Below are 22,563 nucleotides of genomic sequence, written 5' to 3'. Positions count from 1 at the left end.
GTCATGCAGGCCATTTTTTGTTTTCATCAACACGGGAATTATCCCTCCAGACGCGGGGCCGGATCATGCTGGTTGTTCAGAACGGATTGCACAGCGATGCCGTCATGACGCTCGGCACAGAGGCTGTCATCGTCGGTTCAGGCCCGGATGCAACCATGGCGCTGCTTGATGATGGCATCGCAGCACAGCATCTTTCGATAAAGCAACAGCCTGACAGCGCATATTTGCTGCACGCTCTTGCGCCTGATGTCGTGGTGAACACAAAGCCGCTTCCGTCTGGCGAAAGCACGATCGTCACAGCCCCCGCGATGCTGCAACTTGGGTCGGTGTCTCTTCATCTGGGAGCCGATGGCACTCTCGAAGCCTCTGCGGAAGCCCTTCCGAGTACGAATCAAAATATTCCTGTTTCAAAACGGAAAATCAATCCCACGCTTGCAATTGTCGGCGGGGTGGCAACCATTCTGATCCTTGTCGTGATGCAGGCGTTGTCACATTCAGCGACGCCCGCGCGCAGAACAGATATCGTGTCTACCTCCCGTGCACCTGATCCGGAAACGGCTTCTTCCATCCAGCCGCCGATCAACGATGCGGAGCTTGGACGCCTCGTCGTGCAGCAACTGACGAAAAATCATCTTCCTGAGTTGAAGGTCAGTGCGTCTTCCGGTGTCATCATTGTCGAGGGAAGTCTTTCGGTTCAGGAAATGAAGGTATTCCGGGACGTCGAAAAATGGTTCGATGCATCCTTCGGAACGCAGGCCGTATGGGTCTCGAACGTCTCAGTTGCTCCAGCCGCAGCACCGGTTGATGTGCCCATACAGGCCGTCTGGTCGGGGAAAAACCCCAATATTGTCGTGCATTCGCAGCGCTACCGGATCGGTAATGAAATTGTCACAGGATTGTCTCTTTCAGAGATACGGAAACATACCGTAATAATGCATAAGGGTTTACGGCCTATTAACTTTAATTACTGATCTGCCTCTCCGGCAGATCAGCCGGAGACAGTACAGATGATTCAGAGGGTCTGGTCTGAAGGCACTGTCCGTCTTGACCGCGCTCTGCAGGACCTCTCGCTGCAGCATGACGACAGCCTTCTGAATGCCGAAGTCGCTGCCCTTCGCCAGACCCTGGCGACTGAAAACGCGCTGTCCGAAACTATTGATCCACCGACCATTATCGGAGCGGTGTACGCCCATATCATGCCGCATCTCCGCAATCCGGCAGTTCTTTTGTCTTCCCGTAGGCAGGAACTGCTGCGAAAGCTGGAAGAACAGGCGTCCTCACACGCCAGCAACGCCCCTGTCGTCCCCGGTGGGCTGGAAACGCTCAGGCATGAACTTGCGGGCCTTGAGCAGTTGCTCAAGGCATCCAACAGTCTGATCGGCGGCTAGAGGTGGAAAGCGATCAACGCGATCTCCTGCTGTCCCTGGCCTATCTCTACATCTGTTGCGGACGGCCCTGGCGGGCTCTGCCCATGCTGCTGCTGGTGCTTGCCCAGCGCACGGGAGACCATGAATGTCTGCGGATGCTGGCGCATGTCTATACCGTCATCCGCCGCAGCGAACTCGCCCTCGTTGTGCTCGACTGTCTCGACAGGCTTGAGACCACTCCTGATGCAGGCAATGCGCTCCTGAGGGCGCGGGCGTTGCACCAGCTTGGCCGCCTCGACGAAGCGCGTACCTGTTTTGCCCACTATACGCGGCACGCTGCGGCATGAAGCATCTCACGCCCTTTTTCCGGGTCATGAGCCAGCGGCAGGATCTGGCCCTCGTTCTGGTGCTGGTCCTGACGATCGGCATGCTCATCATGCCGCTGCCTGCGGCCTTCGCGGACGTGTTGATCGGATGCAATCTCAGCCTGTCGGTCCTGTTGTTAATGGTGGCGGTCTATCTGCGCTCGCCGCTGGATCTGACGGCGCTTCCCGGCATGATCCTCGTCTCGACAGTGTTCCGGCTGGCACTTGAAGTCACCGTCACGCGGCTGATCCTGACGACGGCGGATGCTGGGGCGATTGTTGAGACGTTCGGCGAATTCGTCATCGGCGGAAACATCGTTGTCGGTCTGGTGGTCTTCGCCATCGTCACCACGGTCCAGTTCATTGTCGTCACGAAAGGCACTGAACGCGTTGCCGAAGTGGGCGCACGCTTTACGCTTGATGCCATGCCCGGCAAGCAGATGAGCATCGACAGCGATCTGCGGTCGGGCGATATCGATGCGATCGAGGCCCGGCGTCGGCGCACCGAACTTGCCAGCGAAAGCGCCCTGCATGGCGCAATGGACGGTGCCCTGAAATTCGTGAAAGGCGATGCGATCGCCGGACTGATCATCATCGTGGTCAATCTGGTGGGCGGGATCGGCATCGGTGTGGCGCAGCATGGCATGGCGATTGGTCAGGCCATGCAGACCTACACGCTGTTGACGGTCGGCGATGCTCTGATTTCGCAGATTCCGGCGCTGCTATTGTCCATCACGGCGGCCGTCGTGGTCACGCGCGTGGGTGGGCATGGCATGGATCTGGGCCGCGATATGGCGACCCAGCTTACGGCAAACAGTAGTGCCCTGCGCGTGGCGTCGGTCGTGCTTCTGGCGATGGGGCTCATTCCCGGTTTTCCCAAACCCGTCTTCCTCATTCTGGCGGCGATTTTCTTCTGCGGTAGCCGTCCGGACTGGAAGGGCCTGACGAACCGCGTCCTCCGACGCTCCGCCCAAACGCATTCCGGCGCGCAGGACGATGCCTTTTCCGCAGCGTCGCCCACAGGTCAGGCCAGCGCGATCCTGCAGGAGAATTTCACTCCGCTCATGGCAATCACACTCAGCCAGAAGCTGAATGCCGTCATGGATCAGGGACGTCTGAGCCGCCTTCTGGCCCGCGTCAGCATGGAAATTGGCAACGATCTGGGCTTCCAATTCCCGCCACCCACGCTCCGGCAGCGCGACGACAGCGGGGATTTGCGGTTTTCGATCGATCTGGAAGATGTTCCCATCGAGGAGCATGAGCTCCGCAAGGATTTCCTCCTGCTGCACGACGATCCGGTTCATCTGGACCTTGCCGGAATAGATGGCGAGGAAGGCGTTGCTCTGCTGACCAATGATCCGTCCCTCTGGGTTCCCTCCGTCAGCGAAGGACGGCTCCGGGCGGCGGGGATCGGATTTTACGATCACGCCGGGATCATTGCTTTTCGCTTCCGTACCGCGCTGCGCCGTCATGCCGGGCGTTTCCTCGGGCTTCAGGAAACACGCCAGATCGTTCAGCGCGTGGAAGCACAATATGCCGATCTGACGCGCGAGGCCACGAAACTGGTTCCCGTCCAGCGTCTCGCAGAAGTGCTCAGACGTCTCGTGGAAGAGGACGTTTCCCTGCGCAATATGCGCCTTATTCTCGAAACGCTCGTGGAATGGGGCGAGACCGAGAACAAGGTGCCGATGCTGGCCGAGCACGTCCGCAACGCCCTGTCCCGTCAGATTTGCCACCGTTATGCGACGAACCACAGGGCGATCCCTGCGATCGTTCTGTCACAGGCAACGGACCAGCTTCTGCGGCAGTCCGTCCGTGAGACGCCTGCCGGTTCGTTTCTGGCGCTTGAGGTCGATGCGTCCCAGAAGCTTCTGGAGGCTGTTCGCGAGCGTCTGGCAAATGCGCCGGGGAAATCCGGCGCAGAAGCGGAAACCACCAAGCCCATCATCGTGTGTTCAGTCGACACGCGACGGTTCGTCCGGGGATTCCTGATCCGGAACGGTTTCGACAATCCCGTTCTGTCCTATCAGGATCTTGCCGACGAATTCCCGGTCCATCCCATCGCGTCCATCGGAACGGACGTGTTCGGGGCCGATGCAGCCATTGCCAGACAGCAATGACGGATCAACGGATTTTGCAGGAGAAAAGCACATGAGACTGATGATCATGTCCCCCGATAGTGGGTATGCAGACAGCCTTGCCAAAAACCTTCAGAACGCCGGTTTCGGCGCGGATGTTTTCACAACACTCGACGATGCAAACGAGGCCCTAACGGCTTCGAATTACAGTCTTGTCCTGCTGGATTCCACAAGTGGCGATGGCGTCTATAGTGTCTGGTGGCAGGCGCGCTGTCGTTGCCGCCGACATGACGGCGACGAATTTCTTGTGCTTATTGCCAATTGTCAGGACGAGCGGATCGCAGCTCTTGAAGCGGGCGCGGATGACAGTGTAACGCGCGATGTGAGTTCGCGCGAACTGGTCGCACGTGTTCGCACCATCATGCGTCGTCCCCGCATCCGTTCGGCCGAACAGCATCAGTTCAGCGACCTCACACTCTGCACCGCCACACGTGAAGTGCGGGTCGGCAATCTTGAACTCACACTCCAGCGCCGCGAGACGCTGATTCTGGAATCCCTGATGCGCCGCCGTGGTCACGTCGTGCCCCGGGCCGGACTTGAACATGACGTTTATGGCGCGCAGGCCGAATACTGCCCGAACTCCCTTGAGGTCCGCGTCAGCCGGATCCGGCGGCAGCTTGCAAAGGCACGCTCCCTTGTGACAATCGAATCTGTGCGCGGCGTGGGTTATCGTCTTGCGGCACGGCTCGACAAGGATATGGGACTGACACAGTCGCAGGAACTTACGGCATGATGAGCAGGGACAGTTTTTCAGTATGATTTCAGGCCGTTCAGCACACGATACACGTTTCTGGCAGATCGCCCGTACAGGCGCATTGCAGGGATCATTTCTGTTCCTGAGCGTTGCCAGTGTCGGGCTGACCACACAAAGTGCAGCCGCACAGGTGCAGCCCGCCCGGCATGGCGGCTCCATGACACTGTCTGTCGGAGGAGCGCAACTGATCCAGCTCCCCCGCGCGGCTGGCAATGTCATGATCGCCGATCCGACGATTATGGACGTGCAGTACACCGATAATGACGGCCTGTTCGTCTTCGGCAAGAAACCCGGCCATACAACGCTTATTGTGTTGGATCAGAGCGGCCAGAAAATGATTTCCGGCGACGTGACGGTGACGTTCAACATGGACGCGATGCGCGCCATGATCGCCAAGGAAGGCGGCCGGAATGTTCAAGTCCAGATGTCGCCTGAAGGCGTTGTGCTGTCCGGATCGGTTCCGGATGCCAAAGCGGCCGCGCATCTCGAGGCCCTGGCCAGACAATATGGCGGGAGTGGTGCGAAACTGATCAATCGTCTGACGATCGGCGAGCCGGTTCAGGTCAATCTGGTGGTGCGGGTTGCGGAAGTGCAACGGCAGCTCTCGCAGGATCTGGGCTTTAACTGGACAACGGTTTTCAACGGGGTGGGCTCTTTCGCCATCGGTGCCGCAACAGGCGGCCTGAGTGGTGTTCCCAGCGCGATCAAGGCGCTGTCGAGCGCAACCAATGCGCTTTCGGGGAGCTATACGAGCGGAGGGTCTTCCGTTACGGGCACACTGGACGCCATGGCGACGGAGGGGCTTGCGACTATGCTGGCGGAACCCAACCTCACAACCATGTCCGGCGAGACCGCGAAATTCCTGTCCGGCGGGCAGTTTCCGGTTCCGATCCCGCAGGGTCTGGGGACTGTCGGGATTACCTACAAGAATTATGGCGTCAGCGTCGATTTCACGCCGACGGTTCTGTCTGACGGGACGATCAGCATGCATGTCGCTCCGGAAGTCAGTTCCGTTTCTACCGAAGCCTCGGAAGGGGCGTATTCCATTTCCGGCAGCAGTGTTGTTCCCGCAATCCGCACCAACCGGGCCGACACCACCATCCAGCTTGCATCGGGTCAGAGCTTCGCCATTGGTGGGCTGATTTCAAACGATGCCAGTAATACCATCTCCAAGGTGCCAGGGCTGGCGGATATTCCGGTGCTCGGATCGCTGTTTCGCTCCACGTCGTTCCAGCGCAACGAGAGCGAACTGCTGATCGTCGTCACGGCCTATATCGTTCACCCGTCCGATCGTGTCCCGGCGCTGCCGACCGACTATATCCGTCCGACATCCGCCATCGAGGCGCTGCTGCTCCGACGCTCGGCGGCCGCGGCAACGGATGGGCCCGACCCCACACGCATGCCCCATCTTCAGGGTGCGGCCGGGTTTCTTTACGAATGAGACCCGCGCTCCTCGCCCTTCTTGCACTGTCGCTGACCGGATGCACATTCAGCGGCACGCGTTCGTCTGGCCCTCCGCCGCCGCTTCTTCTGGGCGTCAACCAGCATCGCATTCCTCTTGACGCCGCCAACGCAGCCCGTGCGCTCGACGCCGCGCTCACCAAACTGGGCGATCCGCGCGCTGTTCACGCCACGATCAACGGCGCGGATCCGCAGATTACGGCTCTCGTGACGCATGCACTTGTCCGTGCTGGTGTGGAACCGGCGCGGATCCGCGTGGTCCACGATGCGTCCGACACGCTTGTGCTCAGGGCCTATGTCGTCGCGCAGCCCGATTGTCGTCAGGCCGTCCGTCCGTCCTGGACGGGGGATACATCCGAAAGCCTGTATCCGCTTGGGCAGTGCCTTCAGGCCGCAGCCCTGGCCGCGGAAATCGCCAATCCGGGAGATCTGCTGGAGCCCGCGCATCTGCAACCGGCCAATGGCGCGCGGTTTGGCCGCGTTGTGGAATTGTGGGAAGCGGGGATGGATCGCAATTCACAGAACAGAACGCCTGCGACGTCGAATTTCCCATCCGCTATCGGCGGTGGAGGCACGGGGGGGACCAGTTCGTCTGCGACGACTGGAAGCGACAGTCCGGCAACATCCACAACCACCACGACGCAGACTGATGCGTCTCAGTCTCCCGCTACGGATGAGGCGGCATCTACGCCCTGAGCAGCGTGCAGGAGGGTATAGAACCGCATGTTCTGCTGGATCTGTTCGCTGCTGAGGGCCGCCGAGCGTGCGGATTGCCGTGCGTTAGATAATTTGCCTTCAAGAGCGTAAACGATCGCCAGATTTCCATCGATCGTGGAAAGCGAGGCTGCCGAAGCCCCGCGCTCCACGGCCTGCGTCCGCAGAGCCAAAAGCTCAGTAAGTGCTTGACGCGGCTGCCCTGCAAGGGCTTCCGAAAGGGCGAGATCATTCGCAGCGGCGATATTGTTTGGGTCGATCCGCAGCGCATCGCGATAACTCTGACGCGCACCCTGTGCATCTCCGGAAATTTCATAGGAAATCCCCAATGCCACCCGTAAAGGAGCGGAATTGGGGTTTTGCTGGATCACGGGGAGCAGAACCCCGATCGCTTCCTGCGAACGCTGTGAGGTATTGAGTAACTGGGCGAGCAGCAGCGCAAGGCGCACGCGCTCAGCAGATGTCGCGTTGGCTTCGGCACTGTGAATGGCCTCGATCGCCTCGTTCGTTCGCCCCTGATGCATGAGCGCTTCGGCGTACGGCCCCACATAATCCGGTTGTCCGGGACGCAGGGCAACGGCGCGACCATAAAAGGCTGCGGCGGTCGACCACTCTCCACGCGCGCGCGCACTGTCACCGACTTTCATCATGCTTTCCGGGTTTCGCGCCGCCTGTCGCTCCCGCGCGACATCCTGTGCGTTATGCGAAGCGTTTGACACGCATCCGGCAAGGCAAACCGTCATGATGGAAGCAAAAAACACGGTACGTGACGGAAAAGAAACCCGCATGGAAAAACTTTCGTAACGAAGCGCAGAACAGCTCTGAGAGGCGCAACTTATCAATCTTATCCGGCGCTGACGATTTCAGGCGGCCTCCTGAAATATGGAATTTTTTTGACAGATCCCGAAGGCCGGATTCCCGTCAGAGTATAATGGTTCCGTGAAACCGGATCAGCACTTTCAAATGTCAAAACTAGATCAGGATAAAGACAGACTGCTCTCTTACAGAATGAAAGCACGCCGATTTGCCCCTCTGTCCCGGTCTTTTAGCATTTCGGTGATGAGCGCAACATTGATTCATGGAGAGAGCCAGAGATGCCCGGTAGAATCGGATCCAGCGAAATTGAGCCGCATACGCCTGTAACCCACGTTGGCGAAAGCACCTCCACCCCTCACAGCGAAATTACGAGTTTCAACGAGACTCTTCACAACACGGCGCCAAGACCTCCCAGCTCCGTTTATTCGCAAAATTCGGAAATCCATCCTGCATCGATAGCGTCTGAGCATGTGCCTGCCGTGCACACCCCTCATATTGAACCCGAGCCCGCTATCGCAGAACCGAAGGCCAAGCCTACTAAGTCCAAAAGCGACAAGGCGAAGGATTTTGGCGATAAATTTGACAAGATTCTGAAGCCTCTCACCGTTCCGCTGGGGTCCCTCACGCAGATTACCAGCCTGGTCAGTTTCATCCAGGCTCAGGAAGCCAAGAACAAGGACTCCTCCAGCAGCTCCAGCCCGAAGGGCGGGGAAACGACCGGCGAAACAGGTCAGCCGGATCTGGCTCCCATTCCTTCCCAGCCGGCCTCCTGAGGATATAGCGCGCTCCTCTTCCCGGTCAGAATTTCTGATCGGGAATTCTGCCGACGAACGGACTAGGAAAACTGGTCAAATTCGTCGGCAGCGCATTTTTCAGGAAATCCCGAGCTACTTCGAAACTTCCTGAACGGCACTTCCTCGAAAAATCTTGACTGTTCGATGCCCCGCGCCCGGTCCGCTGAGGGACTGGATCGTCTGGCTGACGCGATCGCGCAGATCGGGCGGCCCGAAGACGCTCACTGAACGCCCATGATCATCGGTGTGGATCGCATAATGGGGTTCCAGCATTTTCTTTGCGTCGATAACCCGCATCAGCGCCGCATACGACACGCCGCCAAGCGGAAAGGACTGGGTGGTCGTCGCGGATGATGGTGTGACGTGCAAGATGTTGCCATCATAATACCAGTCCAGCCTGTATTCGGCGGACAAAGCATTCAAAAATGCCAGAGGCGTCTCAGCGGTAAAGCCTGAGCGCACATTCCCCTGAATGGATGGGTCCACAACAACGCGCAGATTCACATCTTCACAGAACTGGGTCAGGACGTCGGACAAGGTCTGATGGATGACCGTATAGCGCCCCTGATCGGGAAGCGGCAGCGGCTCTGCCCTGACGCTGCGAGGCAGTGCAAACATGGCAGAGGCCATCAGAACGCCCGAAAGAAATCGCTGGTGCAGCGTCATCGTCTTTTTTGAACTGCAAGTGGAGTTCTGCTTCATCTGTTCTTCTATAGACCGCGCACAGAAGCCCGACAATTCTTGCCGACTGCATGAAGACGCTTTCCGGCGGCCATTTTAAGGTCAGGTTCAGATCAGCTTTCGTCCCTAGAACTAGTCCCGATAGGTCCGGGCCTGTTGCAGGAAATCGTTCGGGGTCGCAGGTATGACAGGCATTACGGGATTGGATGCGACAGCGCTGGCCCAGCGCTCCCTAACTGACCAGACAACCGGGATGACGGCAGGCGTATCTCCTGTCGGCGAAGATCAGCTTGCTTTCCTGCAAAGCACGCCCGCACGTCAGACATACGAGACGCAGTCCATCTCCACGACAGACACACTGGGAGATCAGATCCTGTCAGGACTGGGGCGGATCAGTAGTGCCTTTTCAACGCTCAATGCGCTGGCGCCGACAGTTATTCCGGCAACAGGATCGGGACATCTGGCTCTTCCGCAGGGCAGTTTGGGAGTTCCGGGACTTTCAGGGTCTTCCAGTGCCGCTCCCGCAGGGAAAGTGGACGAAAAAACTGCCCCTCTCAACAATCTTTTTGAAAAAGTCGAGCAGGAGGGGGTTGCGATGTATAACGAAGCCCTGACCCGCCAGATGGCATTCACCAATTCCGAATTCGAAACCCATATCATCACCGTGTCGTCACAGAACATGACATCCACGCTGAAGAGCCTCCTCACACAGGGAGGATGAGGCGATGTTTCGTATCCGCCGCCTGTTTCTTACTCTTCCTGCCCTGTTGCTTCTCCTCTCCCTCACTGCGTGCCAGACCGTGCTCTACACCGAGCTTTCGGAACGCGATGCGATGGAGATGATCGCCATCCTTCTGCAACACGGGATTTCCGCTACGCGTCTGATTGCCAAGGACGGCAGTTCCACCGTGGAGGTGTCAGAGCGGCATGTTGCGGATGCGGTCTCCATCCTGCGCAGCAGTCATTATCCCCGCAACGGATATGACAGCATGGACAAGATTTTCCAGCAGCAGGGCATGATCAGCACGCCCACCGCTGAACGGGCCAAGCTGTATTACGGCATCAGTCAGGAGCTTGGGCACACGCTCAATGATATTGATGGTGTGATTGATGCGCGTGTCCATATCGCACCTGCCGCGAGCGACCCGGTGACGGGTGTGGACAAACCGGCCACAGCCTCTGTCGTCATCCGGTACGATTCCGGAACGGCTGTATCGGGGCTGCTGCCCAAGATCAAGTTGATGGTCGCCAATGCCGTTCAGGATCTGGCCTATGACCGGGTCTCCGTCATTCTTTTGCCAGTCGCGGTTCCGCATCTTCCGCCGGTTCAGACGGAATGGATGAGCCCGCTCGGCTGGACCGGATGGTTTTTTGCTTTCGCCTTTCCTGCCGGGTATGGCGCCAGCATTCTATGGCGGCGCTTTCGCAGGAAAACTGCTTCGAACGCGACGGAACTGGCTATCGTGCAGCGTGAAGCCGCGTGAACGCAGCGTACAGTATGGCCGTTTCTTCTGAAATGAAATGCGGACAGATGCTGGCGGACATTCATCCGTCCCATTTGCAGTTGCGTCTGCCGATGCTGCACCGTGATACGGTTCAGAAACTCCAGACCTGTTCAAGACTTTCAGAACGCCTGATCGAGCTGTTGGACTGTCAGGGACTGCCGCCTGTCCATCCTCCACAGGACCCCTTGGAGGCTTTGGCCCTTCAGCCGGAGGAGGGTTTGCAAAGGGCAGGGCGGCATATGGGGGCTGTCGTTTACTGGCGGAGTCTGGCGAAACAGGTGGACCGTCAGGCGATTACGGTGCTCGATACCGTATTGGGCGAAAATGTCAGACTGTTTGGAATTCGCAATGGTGCGCACTGGGCGCAGAGCGGTGTGCCAATGCCGTCCGCAGGACCATCCCCCGAACCCGATACGGACATTGCCGGACTCGCCAGAGCCGTAACGGACTGCGGCTGGTCCTGTCTGATCCGCTGGCGCGACAGCCTGACGGGAGATTATGGGCGCCTCGCAACGCTGAAATTGCCTGCAAGAACACTTCTGCCAGCAGCATCCGGCGCGTACGACCCGATCATCCTGAAGGTCGCGGAAGGGGTTGCTGCGCATGTCTGAACGGATGTTTTCGCGGATGCGGCCTTCCACGACGGTCTTGCGCCCTGAGGACATGAGCGCGTGGTGCGAGGCGTCTCTGGCCTATGATACCGCCATCCGTAATGCCACCGTGCTGCTGTCCGCGACGCGGAACGCCTATGACGCGGAATGTCGGCGTGGCTATCAGACCGGCCATGACAAAGCCTCCGCAGAAATGGCACGTCGTCTTCTCGCGACGGATGAAGCCGTCGCCAAAGTGCTTCGGGATCTGGAAACGAGCCTTCCAGCTATCGTGACGGACGTCGTAACGGATCTGTTCGGACGGCTCGATATCGGGAGCGCCCTTCCTGCGGCCATCCGGCATACACTGGGGAAAATCCGGCATGGCACGCTGGCAACGCTGCGCGTGGCATCCGACTGCGCCGAAATCCTGCGTCCGGTCGTAGAAGACCTGACAGTCCACAACCCCGGCCTGCGCCTTGAGATCGACCCGATGCTGGCATCCGGGCGCTGCGTGCTGGAAAGTGAGCTGGGCGTCGCAGAACTGGGCGTGGACGCCCAGCTTGCCGTGCTGCGAGAGCATCTGAGCGCACAATGGATGCAGCATGACTGACATGCCCCTGACGCCATCCTCACATTTTCCGGACGACACGGTTTCTGTGGATGGCATGACGGATGTGTCCCGTCCGGCTGTGTCGCTTGCCAGCGTGTTAGAAGCAGATTTCGTTCGGCTCCATACATTGCAACGGACGGACAAGAAACGGCAGGCACAGGAACTGGTCCCGAGCGAAACGGAACAGGCCGTTTCACGTTCCGATCCCGAAACACCTGATGCCCGGACCGGTCAGTCCGGTGCGTCTCTTATCGGACAGGATCGGGCTTCGGAAAACACAGACCCGACGGACGCGCCCCGTCTGCCCGATGAGGCCGAGCCGCATAAACCGCAGGCTAAGCAGGCGTCTCAAGCGCAGGTGAGTCGTGATCCGTCACAGACTGCCGATCATGTCATTGCGCGAATGAAGACCCTCCTGCCCATGCTGCGCTCACGGGCGGCGGGGATCGATACGCACCCGATGCAGGGGCGCGTCGTAAGTGCCACCGGAACCATTATCCGCGCCATTTTACCAAATGTGGCCGTGGGCGATCTTTGTCGGTTGCAAAACCGTGATCGCGACTGGTCTCTGGATGCGGAAGTGGTGGGGCTGGACGGAAACGAAGTGCTCATGACGCCAATGGGCGGCCTCGAAGGCGTCTCGGTGGATACGGAAGTCGTCACGACGGGGGGACGACGCAGCTTTCCGGTTGGCGAGCGGCTTCTGGGCCGGGTTCTTGATGCGCTCGGCACGCCCATTGATGGTCTGGGACCTCTGGAAGCAGGGCCCTCACGCTCCGTTTCTGCCGCGCCGCCTCCCGCGATGGAGCGTCAGCCAATCGACCGGCCGCTGCCTGTCGGGCTGCGTGCTCTGGACGGCTTGCTGACCTGTGGGGAAGGGCAACGGCTCGGCGTATATGGCGAGGCCGGGGCGGGCAAATCCACCCTGATGTCTGCCATCGTCAAGGGCAGTTCCGCCGATGTCGCGGTCGTAGCGCTGGTAGGCGAACGTGGCCGTGAAGTCCGCGAATTCGTCGAGCATAATCTGGGTGCGGAAGGGTTGAAGAACGCTGTCCTGATCGTCGCCACCTCTGACCGACCCGCCGCCGAGCGCGTCGTCTGTGCACAGGCCGCCACGACGGTTGCGGAATATTTCCGCGATCAGGGGCTGAAGGTCCTGCTGTTCGTGGACAATGTCACCCGTTACGCCCGGGCCCTGCGCGAAATCGGACTGGCCGCTGGGGAGCCTCCCACACGGCGCGGCTTTCCTCCGTCGGTTTTCGCAGCACTGCCCCAGCTCATGGAGCGCGCCGGCATGGGGGTGAGGGGATCGATCACGGCGTTTTATACCGTGCTGGTCGAGGACGGGATGGATGATCCGATTGCCGAGGAAACACGCGGCATTCTGGACGGCCATGTCATTCTGTCGCGCGCACTCGCAGCAGCCGGGCATTATCCGGCCATCGACGTTCTGACCAGCCGTTCGCGCGTGATGTCTCTCGTGGCCGATCCGCGGCATCAGGCTGCGGCCACGAAAATCCGGAGCCTTTGGGCGAAATATCAGGAGATCGAGTTTCTGTTGCAGGTCGGCGAATACAAACCCGGCGGCGACGCGCTGGCAGATGAAGCGATTGCCAAAATCGGCGCGCTCCGGAATTTCCTGCGTCAGGGTAACGACGAGCGGACGTCCTTTGCGGAGATGCTGGAATGGCTGAGCCGTCTTTGCGCCTGAGTCCGCAGGCGGCGGGACAGCTTGTGACGCTGCGTCAGCGCCGTGCCACAGAGGCGCGGCAGCTTCTGTCTGCTGCGACGTCACAGGTCGATCAGCGTCTCGGCATACTCACTCATGCATGTCAGGTCCTTTCCACCCACCAGGCACACCAGCTTCAGGTGCGGGCGGAGATCTCCTCTCGCCCGCAGGACGCGCTGGTCAGTGCCGTTCTGCTGCGCCGGGATCACGAGCATACTGAGGAGCTGGCCCATCACGAAAAACGCTTGAAGGACAAGGTTGCTCAGGCCGAACGTGACGTCGAAAAAGCGCGTCAGCTCGCTGCCGCGACCCGTCGTCTCCTGATGCAATACGAACAGCGCGAAAAACAGGCGCGCGACCTGCTGGAACGGGTTGTCATTGAACGCCGCACGGCGCAGGAACGGCGCGAGGAGCAGGACATCGCGGAACTCGCCATGATGCGCCAGAGTAGCGCGCGCCTCACCCGCCAGTATCGCACGACATCACGGCACAGCGTTCCATGATGCTGTCTTTGCCACCCGCGATACGACGGCTCATTCCGAAGCCTCTGGGCTATGACGTTTCGGCGGCCGGCCTGCTCGGGCGACACGACTTTGCCCTGCCGGTGGGCGAAGAGAGGCTTTCGGCCCGTTTTACACCACCGAGAATCACATCAGCGCGGTGGAGTGCAGTCTGTTTTCGGATCGGCGAGCGGGAGGAGGGGCAATGTCTTTTCCCTCACGATGTCCTTCAGACGCTGGTTTCACTGGCTGAGCCGAAGCCTCGCGCGCCTATGGAGTCCACGGCGGTCCTGCTGCTTCTGGAGCTATTGCTGGATCGGGGGCTGACGACGCTGGAGGCTGCGATAAACGCGCCGATCCGTTTCACGCGGATCGAACCAGCACAACAGGCCACGGCCCAAGCTTCCGCACTGGTTGAAATTGGGTTTGAGGCCCGTTTTGATACGTCGGGCAGTTTCTGTGGCGTGCTTCGTCTGCCTCCGGTACTGATGCCCGTGCTGCACCGTCTTGCACCGCCGCTTATGCGTCGTTTTCCTGATCCGCCAGTAATGCTGTCGTTAAGGATCGGGAGCGTTCTGGTCTCACCGGATGAGCTCATGACGCTCGGGCCCGGCTTTGGACTGGTTCTCGGAACGGCAGCGCAGGTCCGGCATGTGATCGTTGCGGGCGATGTACTGGGCGCACTGGTCCGGCATGATGGCAGCAGGATTGTCTTTGAGGGTGCGTTTGCGCCGCTTGCCCGGATTTGGCCAGCAGATTGGAACAGCATGACTGAAACACCTCCGTCCTCCGCGACCGAACCGCACCAGTCCACGACTGTCGTGGCCGATGCCTCCGCAATCGAACAGCTTCAGATCCCCCTGACCTTCGAACTGGCGCGGATGCCGGTTTCGCTGGCTGAACTGAGGACGATCGGAGAAGGGCATGTGATTGATATCGGCGCCCTGACCGAGCGTTCCGTGTCAATCATGGCCAATGGCCGGCGCATTGGCGAAGGCGAACTCGTGGATCTCGGGTCCTCCGTCGCCATCCGGGTGACGCGGATCATCACCGCATGATCGGCTCGACCAATCTCGTCACGGCCCTCGTCCTGACCCTTGGGTTCGGCGTCCTGATACTCGCGGTCATCACCACCACGTCGTTCGTGAAAATCTCGGTCGTCCTGTTCCTGCTGCGCACTGCGCTCGGTATTCAGCAGTCTCCGCCGAATATTGTGCTTTATGCGATTTCGCTGATTCTCACGCTCTTCATTTCCGCGCCTCTCGGCCACGACATCTACAAGGCGGCCATGGAGAGCGACCAGAAATACGAGACGCTGACGGATTATGTGGATGCCTATGAACGCGTGCAGGCGCCCGTTGCCCAGCATCTGCTCCGCTTCACACAGGCCCCCGAACGTAATTTCTTCATGAACGCCACCCAGCGCCTGTGGCCCGAAGACATGCGCGACAGCCTGACGCCGGAATCACTTCCCATTCTCCTGCCTTCCTTCCTGACGGGAGAGCTCAAACGGGCTTTCGAAATTGGCTTCCTGATCTATCTGCCCTTCATCACGATTGACCTCGTCGTCACCACGATCCTGATCGCGATGGGCCTGTCCCAGGTTCAGCCCAACACGATCTCGGTTCCGCTCAAGCTGCTTCTGTTCGTTCTCGCCAGCGGCTGGACGCGCCTGCTGCACGGTCTGGTGATGAGCTATGCGTAGGCCGCCACTTCGCGGGTATCTGCGGAAGAACACTACCGGTGGATGATGCGGCCCTCACGCAGGAACTCTCTTCCGCGCTTTTTCTGTTTACCTCGATCGCCGGGCCGCCGCTGGCGATTGCGCTGGTGGTCGGGCTCCTGATCGGTCTTTTGCAAGCCGTAACGCAGCTGCAGGACCAGACGATGCCGCTGACCTTCAAGGTCGTCGCTGTTTGCGCGACGCTGCTGCTCATGGCCTCGACGCTCTTTCCGCCTCTGCTGGCTTTTACTGAACACGTCCTGACTGATTTCCCGGCCATGACGCGCTTCTGATCCGTGCCTGCCACTGACGCCCTTGTTGTCCTGCAACAGATGATGCCTTGGCTGAGCGCCATCGCACTGGCGATGAGCCGTCCAGCGGGGGCGGCTATCGTGCTGCCGGTCTTTACACGCATGCAGCTTGGCGGCCCCATCACTGGCGCCATTGCCTTCGCGCTCGGTATTCCCGCAACACCCATGATCCATGCCGGATTGCTTACCGAACCACGTTCCCTGATGGCGCTCGGTATGCTCGGCGCCAAGGAAATGGTGATCGGTGTGATCATCGGGTTCCTCATTGGTCTGCCAATCTGGGGCGTTCAATGTGCGGGCGAACTGCTCGATACCCAGCGCAGCGCAACACAGGGACAGGCCGAAGATCCGGGAAGCGGCAATCAGGAATCCACAACCGCCGGTTTCTTCGCTCTTGCTGTCACGACTCTGTTTGTCCTGTCAGGAGGGCTCAATCTTCTGGCCGATACGCTGCTGTCGTCCGAAATGCTCTGGCCTCCGCTCGCTCTGGCGCTGGCGCCACAACCGGGTTTCGGTATGGTTCTGCTGGGGCTGCTCGACCGGTTGGAGACCGTGAGTCTTTCAATCGGCGCCCCCGTCATGCTGGCGATGCTGCTGTGTGAGGCGAGCGTCATTTTGTTGATGCGCGCCATCCCGAAACTGCATCTCTATGATCTCGCTCCGAACCTGCGCAATCTGGTCTTCATCCTGATGATGTTCGGCTACTGCGCCTGGCTTGTTTCGTACATGAAGCATGATCTTGTCGCCTCCCGGGATGTTCTTGGCACCATGCACCAGTTGCTGAAGCCATGAGCGGTAGCAGTAGCGAGGAAAAATCCCTCCCGGCCTCTGCCAAAAAACTCGCTGATGAACGTCGCAAAGGCCATATCGCCAAGGCTCCGGACCTTCAGTCCGGAGTGGTGACTATCGTTCTGATCGGCTGGCTTTTGCTGCGGCGCAATGCGATTGCCATCCATCTGCAAACGATGATGGATGCTGTCGGAAATGCTCTCACGATGGATTTCAGGTCCGGGGTCGGGAGCGTGGGTCAGGCCCTCAGAAATGTCTGCCTCGAAGACGCCCTGACGCCCCTCGCTCTCGCCATTATAACAGGCATTCTCGTCAGGATTCTGACCAATGGTGGGTTTGTCTTCGCACTTGATCCCGTGATGCCGAAATTCGAGAAGATCAATCCGGTTTCAGGGTTCGCAAACCTCTTTAAAGCCCGGACTTTCGTGGATCTGGGCATGTCAGTGGTCAAGGTTCTGTTTTTCGGTGGAACACTGGCACTCATTATTCATGGCGCGATTGGTGGTCTCGTCCGTGTGCCTGAAGCCGGGGTTACCGAACTGCCCCGCATTCTCTTTACGCTCCTTATGCCGATCTTTGGGGCGGCTTGCGTCTTTTACATGGTTTCCGGCGTGATCGACCTGCTGATCCAAAGACAGATGTTTCTCAAGGAAATGCGGATGACGCCCACCGAGGCGAAGAACGAACGGAAGGAAAGTCAGGGCAACCCGCTGATCAAACGACAACAGCGCCGTCTTCAGAGTCAGGCCCGTCGCAATACGGTGCCGCTTGGTCCGAAGCAGGCAAGCGTCATGATTTGTGGAGACTCGGTTGCCATTGGCCTGCGCTATAAACCGCCGCAAACTCCGCTTCCGCGTATTGTCTGCCGAGCGCATGGAGAACAGGCTGAGATCTATCGAACGATTGCTCAGGAGAGCCGCATTCCTATCGTCTGGGATTATGAACTTGCGCGAAATCTTGCGGAAAAATTCAAGCCTGGCACAACGATCACGCCGGAATTCTTCCAGCCCGTCGCGCGTATTCTTCAGAATCTTCCGTCATGAAGCCGTCGGGACGCAAATCAGGCTGACGTCAGCTTCCCATCGTAAACAGATCCTGCAGAAAAACGCGGCTATGAATCCGTTTGTCATGCCCGCTTTCAGCCGCACGATGAGGACGACATGAGCACTTCAATTACGCCCGACACACAGAGCCTGATTCAGGAACTGATGGCCGCAATGCAGTCCGGAAGCCTGTCTTCCGGTACAGGAAGCGCGAATGGCGCAGGCCAGAGCAGCGGCCCACAGAACACGCAGGAAGAAGCCAAACTTGCGGAAGTCTTTCAGGAGCTCATGGTCCTGCTGAAGCAGGGAAATAAAGAAGGCTCCACAAGCCCGGGTTCCGATACGCCAAGCCCTGCCATCTCTCCGGCCGGTGCGCCTTCTGCATCTGCGATACCCGCAACAGGAAGCACATCGCCCGCAGCCGCGGCTCCGGCTTCGAGCGACGCGTCCAGCCCCGCTGCGGCAACGTCTGGCACTTCCAGCGTCAATGCGGGAGACGGTCCCAATACGACCACCATCACCAATACCAGCAATCACGATGAAAAAATCGGCCAGTTTCTCAACGGCGGGTCCACGACCCAGCCTACAGCTGAGATCGACCTCAAACCCGGCCAGACTGGCACACTGAAATATCAGAATGGTCAGGGCGGCTATGACGCCGAGGCAGATTCATCCGGCAATTTCCAGTCCACTGCCAGCCGTCTGGAGTTCTATGCGGATGCCAAGGGCGTCAATAATGACGATGTCAGTTATATTGACGGACGCAACGCATCCATCAAAGTCTCTGATGGAAATGGCAAGACCGCAGGCGATAGCAAGAGCATTGCCAGTGACGCCCCTTCCAACGCCGTAACAAAAGACGCAGGCGGCCGCGCTACCGTAACCGGATGGTATGACGGCTCAACGCAGGACATGAAAGATGGCGGCGCCTATATGGAGTCAAAGCTGGGAACAGGCAACGCCTATCTCCATCCCGATGACGATCGCAACGCCACCAGTTCCAATCCGATGACCATGGCGCAGGATGCAAGCCAGCATTACACTGCGGATTTCGGAGACGCCTGAATCAGGGTTAAATAACCAAGCCATAAACCGGGGCCGTATCGCCCCGGTTTATGGCTTTTTGTCTTTGGAAGACTAAAACCAGAATACAGTCTGATCAGGCTTGTTCTGCATTTTTGTGCTGCTGAGCAGTCGGATCGCCCTCTCCCATGGAGTAGATATTATATCCATAATCTAGGGTATCTACGCCTGTCATGAGGCCGTCGCCCACCTTGCCAGCGGCACTTTTGAGAATGTCGCCAATTGAAGATGCACCTTTCCCTGCACTCTCCGCAACGCCTTCAGCAGTGCGGGCAGCAGCGGTTGCCCCATCCACTTCCGGCGCGATCTCGGGAACAAAGAGCAGCGCGGCATCGCTGGCGACGCCTTCAAACATCCCGCCCAGATCTTTCAGACCCTGACTCTTATTCCCTTTGGCAAACTGGTCGATCATTCCGACCCCGTCTGTCAGCGGAGAAACAACAGAGGACAGGAAATTTCCAATCCCCGTTTCGAACTTGTCCCACCCTTTGGAGGCCTTTGTACTGCCACGATCAATCGTGCCCTCCCCGAATTCGGCCTCAAAAGCTGCCGCATCTTTTTTGGAGACCTTTCCTGCCCCCATCTGCCCAATCTGACTTCCGAGTGTTGCTGCATCTGCATCAGAAAACGCTCCCCCAGAGTTGACGGCTTCTTCGCCAGCAATCTCCAGATCCTGCGCCATGGCATTGCCATTCTTCTTGCTGGCATCGGTCGAAAACTGTTGGGCCAGAGAAGGATCTGTCTGTTCGAGATCAGACATGGCTTGCTGTGTCGCGGTCGACAAAGCGCCGCTTCCTGCCTGAAGAATCGTTTCCTTCCCCGGTCCATCAGACGTCTTGGACTTGATGCCCTTCACGATCTGGGCAATCGGGGACGTATCTTCAAGAAATTTGAGAATTGCATGACCGGCACGGGTCTGGCCGCCCTTGATATAGCTTCCCCCCAGAACCTCTTTTGCCTCGGCCCGCTCTTTCTTGTTGATCCGTCCGCCGCCATTGTTATTTGCAAGTGACTGGGCGCCGGAAATCGCTGCAATTGCTTGGCTCTTGGTTAGATCGCCGTTCTTGTAAGCCTGAAGCTCGTTCTCGACGAGGCCGTTGCCGTTTCCAGATTCGCCAGCGGTCATGATCTTTGAAAACAGGGCCGGATCGCTCTGCTGAAGCGTATCCATTCCCTGTTCTAGATCCTCGTTATAGGCCGCATTCTTGTCGGCTTTCTTTCCTGTCTTGGTACTCTCCGAGCCAGAATGTTCCAGTTCGCTGCCCGCCGTCTGAGCACCTGCTTCAGTGCCTCCCGAAGCGATAGTCCCAATCAACATGCCCGTGCTCCATCAAGACAGAGAAAAATTATTCTGGCTGAGACGTTAAAAGTACATGCTGACGTCAACCTGTCTGGCAACGGGCTGGCTCATTTGGGCGGAACTTGCGATCAAACGCTAATATGGAAAGAGAGGCGGGCGCTCGTAATTTGATTTTGTTCCACAAAGACGGCTATTTACGAAGGATAAATAAATTAAAACCTCTCTTTGGAGTAATAATTTAAAAATTTCTCCTATTTTATTTATATTATTCTCCAATAAGTCTATTAATAATAGATTTTAACTTATTCTCATGATTTTTTGTTCCTATTTATGATTGAATAAAGATCTATTTTTTCGTTAAAGCTTAATTTATTGAAGTAATTAGTAAAAAAATCTCTTGAAAAGGGAATCTTTGAAAATTCATTTTCTGATTTATTTAATTCTAAATAGACTTTTTTATAGTCCATTTCAATAAATTGCTCATTATAGAACGAAAAGCACATATTTTTGTGCTTATTCATAATGACAGCAGAAAACTTACCGTCTTCAAAAGGCATTGATGACCAAGAAATTCCTGATTTTGAGAGGCAAAAACTCATAATGCAACCATATTTATTGATAAATATATAATGGTCATTGTTTTCATCTGAACACGATGCATCATAGACAAAGGAATAATAATTTTTATGAAGTTCCTGATCGTTGAAATAAATTTGACTCTTGATACAAATTTTTGAACTTCTAAAAGAAACGCACCGAAGATAAAAAGTTAATACGCCACTTATTATTTTCTTAACAAACAGTTTATCAATAGTTTTTATTTTATTTCTTATTATTGAGCTTATTACATGGCTCCTCTCCAAATAATAAAGTGATAAATGTCCGCAGTTTGGAAGCATAATAACATTAATTTTTTTAAAAAATGTATCTACCATGTGAGCTGTTTTTTTATCATCAATTAAAATTGGGTCTATTATAATTATAAGATTTTCTTGTCTTTTTAATTCTAAATTTGATACTTTAATTTTATTAATGCAGTAATTTTCTATGCAAAACCCACTTATTCTGTCTTGTAACACCCTATTGTCGTCATTGCTTAAATTCATTTCCTCTGAAGAAAGAGATAGATACGGGCTGCAAACAATACATAAATCAATGTCTATGTATTTATTTAAATAAAATCCAAAAAAACCACCCATAGAATGGGTAATAACAATCACTTCAGAGAATTGCCCCAAAAAATTTTTCAAAAAGTCTATGGCTATATTTGTAGAATTATTGATAAAAAAATCTCTTTTTTTACTGGTTATGCCAAGCAAATTGAAATCAGAAAAATCATCTTCTAACAGAATATATTTATCTGAATCATGTTCATGCCCAATTCCACTTATTGTTACGATTATAGTATTGTCTCTTATTCCATCATTATTGATTTTTGGAGAAAAATTCATTGATACAAAATCATTACAAAAAATCATGATATATATCCATTAATAATTGATATTTATATAATTAAATCCAAACTATTTTGATAAATAAAATCAAAATAGTAATTTATATTATAATAAGTGGTATGGAGATAATTTGAATATTTTTAACGGAATCAAAAATGAAAAGTTCATTTATTTCTATGAATAAAATAATTTTGATTATAACAATATAATTGTGTCTGTAGATGATGAATAAAATTTACTTGTAAATTTTTTAGTTAAAAATGAAGAATAGAAATAAATTAATTTTATATAAAAATTCTACTATGAGTTTATTTTAAGATATATATTTTTTTTCTTTTGTTCAGTATTTTGATGGCGTGGAATAAATTCTTACAGGCAAGCCGCCTTTGTGGTTGTATTCTTTTTTTGGAATTGGAATGGCTCGTGTAGCGCGCCGATTTCTTTTGATTTTGCAGAGCGCTTTGTCCGACTGTGAGGACCTGGCAACCAACTTTTCCCTGATTGGGGATTTTGAGGCCTTCCGCCCTAATCTGGACAAGGCTCTGCCCCTCAGTGGATGGGAGCAAAAGCAGCCGCTTTCATATGATCTGGTGCCAATCTTCAGATCCGGCTCATCCTGACCGTGGGTACTCTCTGTGTCTGTATGGGGATCGAGGCCATCAGTATTCATCTACAGCAGATGCCGATTTATTTTCCTCAAGAGGACTAGTATCGCCTCCTGGTAGATTAGAATATAGCGCTTCCCGGTCCATCATCCGTCAGCGCATAATGCCGTCCTCGCAAGTTTCGATCCACGCTCCAGTCGTGTTCAGTCTGAAGCCAGTTTGCCGCGA

24 protein-coding genes are annotated in these 22,563 nt (G+C 56.1%); 20 read left to right on the top strand and 4 right to left on the bottom strand.

The genetic code is table 11. From position 1 onward, the window contains the following. The first annotated feature begins 65 nt into the window (after positions 1-65). The 7 genes from HKD21_RS00950 to HKD21_RS00920 are packed head-to-tail and all read left to right on the top strand — an operon-like array spanning position 66 to position 6,781. Positions 66-971: a SctD/MshK family protein gene (locus tag HKD21_RS00950; protein WP_194253801.1), complete on the top strand. Its 906-nt coding sequence runs from the start codon at positions 66-68 to the stop codon at positions 969-971. Between the two features lie 36 nt (positions 972-1,007). Further along, positions 1,008-1,388, top strand: a complete 381-nt coding sequence (locus tag HKD21_RS00945) for a hypothetical protein (RefSeq protein ID WP_194253800.1) — start codon at positions 1,008-1,010, stop codon at positions 1,386-1,388. A gap of 2 nt (positions 1,389-1,390) precedes the next feature. Beyond that, positions 1,391-1,714, top strand: a complete 324-nt coding sequence (locus HKD21_RS00940; protein WP_062029774.1) for a hypothetical protein — start codon at positions 1,391-1,393, stop codon at positions 1,712-1,714. Then, positions 1,711-3,852, top strand: coding sequence for a type III secretion system export apparatus subunit SctV (gene sctV, locus HKD21_RS00935; protein WP_194253799.1), 2,142 nt, complete (start codon positions 1,711-1,713; stop codon positions 3,850-3,852). The genes HKD21_RS00940 and sctV overlap by 4 nt, the downstream gene beginning before the upstream one ends. Before the next feature lie 31 nt (positions 3,853-3,883). Next, positions 3,884-4,603: a winged helix-turn-helix domain-containing protein gene (locus tag HKD21_RS00930; protein ID WP_194253798.1), complete on the top strand. Its 720-nt coding sequence runs from the start codon at positions 3,884-3,886 to the stop codon at positions 4,601-4,603. 22 nt (positions 4,604-4,625) lie between these two features. Further along, the gene (locus tag HKD21_RS00925) at positions 4,626-6,065 is read left to right on the top strand and encodes a type II and III secretion system protein family protein (protein WP_194253797.1); all 1,440 of its coding nucleotides are present in this window, start codon (positions 4,626-4,628) and stop codon (positions 6,063-6,065) included. Then, a complete protein-coding gene (locus tag HKD21_RS00920) occupies positions 6,062-6,781 on the top strand; it encodes a hypothetical protein (RefSeq protein ID WP_194253796.1) in 720 nt (239 codons plus the stop codon). The genes HKD21_RS00925 and HKD21_RS00920 overlap by 4 nt, the downstream gene beginning before the upstream one ends. On the opposite strand, the gene HKD21_RS00915 is transcribed toward HKD21_RS00920, so the two are convergent. Further along, positions 6,742-7,518, bottom strand: a complete 777-nt coding sequence (locus HKD21_RS00915; RefSeq protein ID WP_194253795.1) for a tetratricopeptide repeat protein — start codon at positions 7,516-7,518, stop codon at positions 6,742-6,744. The genes HKD21_RS00920 and HKD21_RS00915 overlap by 40 nt on opposite strands. A gap of 375 nt (positions 7,519-7,893) precedes the next feature. On the opposite strand from HKD21_RS00915, the gene HKD21_RS00910 reads away from it, so the two are divergent. Then, the gene (locus HKD21_RS00910) at positions 7,894-8,388 is read left to right on the top strand and encodes a hypothetical protein (RefSeq protein ID WP_194253794.1); all 495 of its coding nucleotides are present in this window, start codon (positions 7,894-7,896) and stop codon (positions 8,386-8,388) included. Positions 8,389-8,502: 114 nt separating this feature from the next. On the opposite strand, the gene HKD21_RS00905 is transcribed toward HKD21_RS00910, so the two are convergent. Then, a complete protein-coding gene (locus tag HKD21_RS00905) occupies positions 8,503-9,111 on the bottom strand; it encodes a hypothetical protein (protein ID WP_194253793.1) in 609 nt (202 codons plus the stop codon). 163 nt (positions 9,112-9,274) lie between these two features. On the opposite strand from HKD21_RS00905, the gene HKD21_RS00900 reads away from it, so the two are divergent. The 12 genes from HKD21_RS00900 (at position 9,275) to HKD21_RS00845 (ending at position 18,958) form a co-directional block, all read left to right on the top strand. Further along, entirely contained in the window at positions 9,275-9,811 is a 537-nt protein-coding gene (locus HKD21_RS00900; RefSeq protein ID WP_194253792.1) for a hypothetical protein, read from the top strand. 4 nt (positions 9,812-9,815) lie between these two features. Further along, positions 9,816-10,574, top strand: a complete 759-nt coding sequence (gene sctJ / locus HKD21_RS00895) for a type III secretion system inner membrane ring lipoprotein SctJ (protein WP_194253791.1) — start codon at positions 9,816-9,818, stop codon at positions 10,572-10,574. Positions 10,575-10,588: 14 nt separating this feature from the next. Then, positions 10,589-11,206 (top strand): hypothetical protein, encoded by a 618-nt coding sequence (locus HKD21_RS00890; RefSeq protein ID WP_194253790.1) that lies wholly within the window; start codon positions 10,589-10,591, stop codon positions 11,204-11,206. Beyond that, a complete protein-coding gene (locus tag HKD21_RS00885; RefSeq protein WP_194253789.1) occupies positions 11,199-11,798 on the top strand; it encodes a hypothetical protein in 600 nt (199 codons plus the stop codon). The genes HKD21_RS00890 and HKD21_RS00885 overlap by 8 nt, the downstream gene beginning before the upstream one ends. Beyond that, complete coding sequence (locus tag HKD21_RS00880; protein ID WP_228120685.1) at positions 11,791-13,509, top strand: FliI/YscN family ATPase; 1,719 nt, start codon at positions 11,791-11,793, stop codon at positions 13,507-13,509. Before HKD21_RS00885 ends, HKD21_RS00880 begins: the two co-directional genes overlap by 8 nt. Further along, positions 13,485-14,030, top strand: a complete 546-nt coding sequence (locus tag HKD21_RS00875) for a hypothetical protein (RefSeq protein ID WP_194253788.1) — start codon at positions 13,485-13,487, stop codon at positions 14,028-14,030. The genes HKD21_RS00880 and HKD21_RS00875 overlap by 25 nt, the downstream gene beginning before the upstream one ends. Next, positions 14,027-15,085 carry a FliM/FliN family flagellar motor switch protein gene (locus HKD21_RS00870; RefSeq protein WP_194253787.1) on the top strand — a complete coding sequence of 353 codons (1,059 nt, stop codon included), beginning with the start codon at positions 14,027-14,029 and terminating at the stop codon, positions 15,083-15,085. The genes HKD21_RS00875 and HKD21_RS00870 overlap by 4 nt, the downstream gene beginning before the upstream one ends. After that, positions 15,082-15,732, top strand: coding sequence for a type III secretion system export apparatus subunit SctR (sctR, locus tag HKD21_RS00865; protein WP_062029803.1), 651 nt, complete (start codon positions 15,082-15,084; stop codon positions 15,730-15,732). Before HKD21_RS00870 ends, sctR begins: the two co-directional genes overlap by 4 nt. Before the next feature lie 38 nt (positions 15,733-15,770). Next, the gene (locus HKD21_RS00860) at positions 15,771-16,043 is read left to right on the top strand and encodes an EscS/YscS/HrcS family type III secretion system export apparatus protein (RefSeq protein ID WP_194253786.1); all 273 of its coding nucleotides are present in this window, start codon (positions 15,771-15,773) and stop codon (positions 16,041-16,043) included. A gap of 3 nt (positions 16,044-16,046) precedes the next feature. After that, positions 16,047-16,853 carry a type III secretion system export apparatus subunit SctT gene (gene sctT / locus HKD21_RS00855; RefSeq protein ID WP_194253785.1) on the top strand — a complete coding sequence of 269 codons (807 nt, stop codon included), beginning with the start codon at positions 16,047-16,049 and terminating at the stop codon, positions 16,851-16,853. Further along, positions 16,850-17,893: an EscU/YscU/HrcU family type III secretion system export apparatus switch protein gene (locus HKD21_RS00850; RefSeq protein ID WP_194253784.1), complete on the top strand. Its 1,044-nt coding sequence runs from the start codon at positions 16,850-16,852 to the stop codon at positions 17,891-17,893. Before sctT ends, HKD21_RS00850 begins: the two co-directional genes overlap by 4 nt. A gap of 117 nt (positions 17,894-18,010) precedes the next feature. Beyond that, positions 18,011-18,958, top strand: a complete 948-nt coding sequence (locus tag HKD21_RS00845; protein WP_194253783.1) for a hypothetical protein — start codon at positions 18,011-18,013, stop codon at positions 18,956-18,958. A gap of 94 nt (positions 18,959-19,052) precedes the next feature. On the opposite strand, the gene HKD21_RS00840 is transcribed toward HKD21_RS00845, so the two are convergent. Together HKD21_RS00840 and HKD21_RS00835 are read right to left on the bottom strand one after the other, a co-directional pair. After that, positions 19,053-20,294 carry a hypothetical protein gene (locus HKD21_RS00840; RefSeq protein ID WP_194253782.1) on the bottom strand — a complete coding sequence of 414 codons (1,242 nt, stop codon included), beginning with the start codon at positions 20,292-20,294 and terminating at the stop codon, positions 19,053-19,055. Positions 20,295-20,584: 290 nt separating this feature from the next. Continuing rightward, entirely contained in the window at positions 20,585-21,754 is a 1,170-nt protein-coding gene (locus tag HKD21_RS00835) for a hypothetical protein (protein WP_194253781.1), read from the bottom strand. Positions 21,755-22,563: the final 809 nt, after the last annotated feature.

It is taken from the genome of Gluconobacter cerevisiae, assembly GCF_015244675.1.
In the GTDB taxonomy this organism is placed as follows: Bacteria; Pseudomonadota; Alphaproteobacteria; order Acetobacterales; family Acetobacteraceae; genus Gluconobacter; species Gluconobacter cerevisiae.
This window is presented reverse-complemented; position numbering and strand designations above follow the sequence as displayed.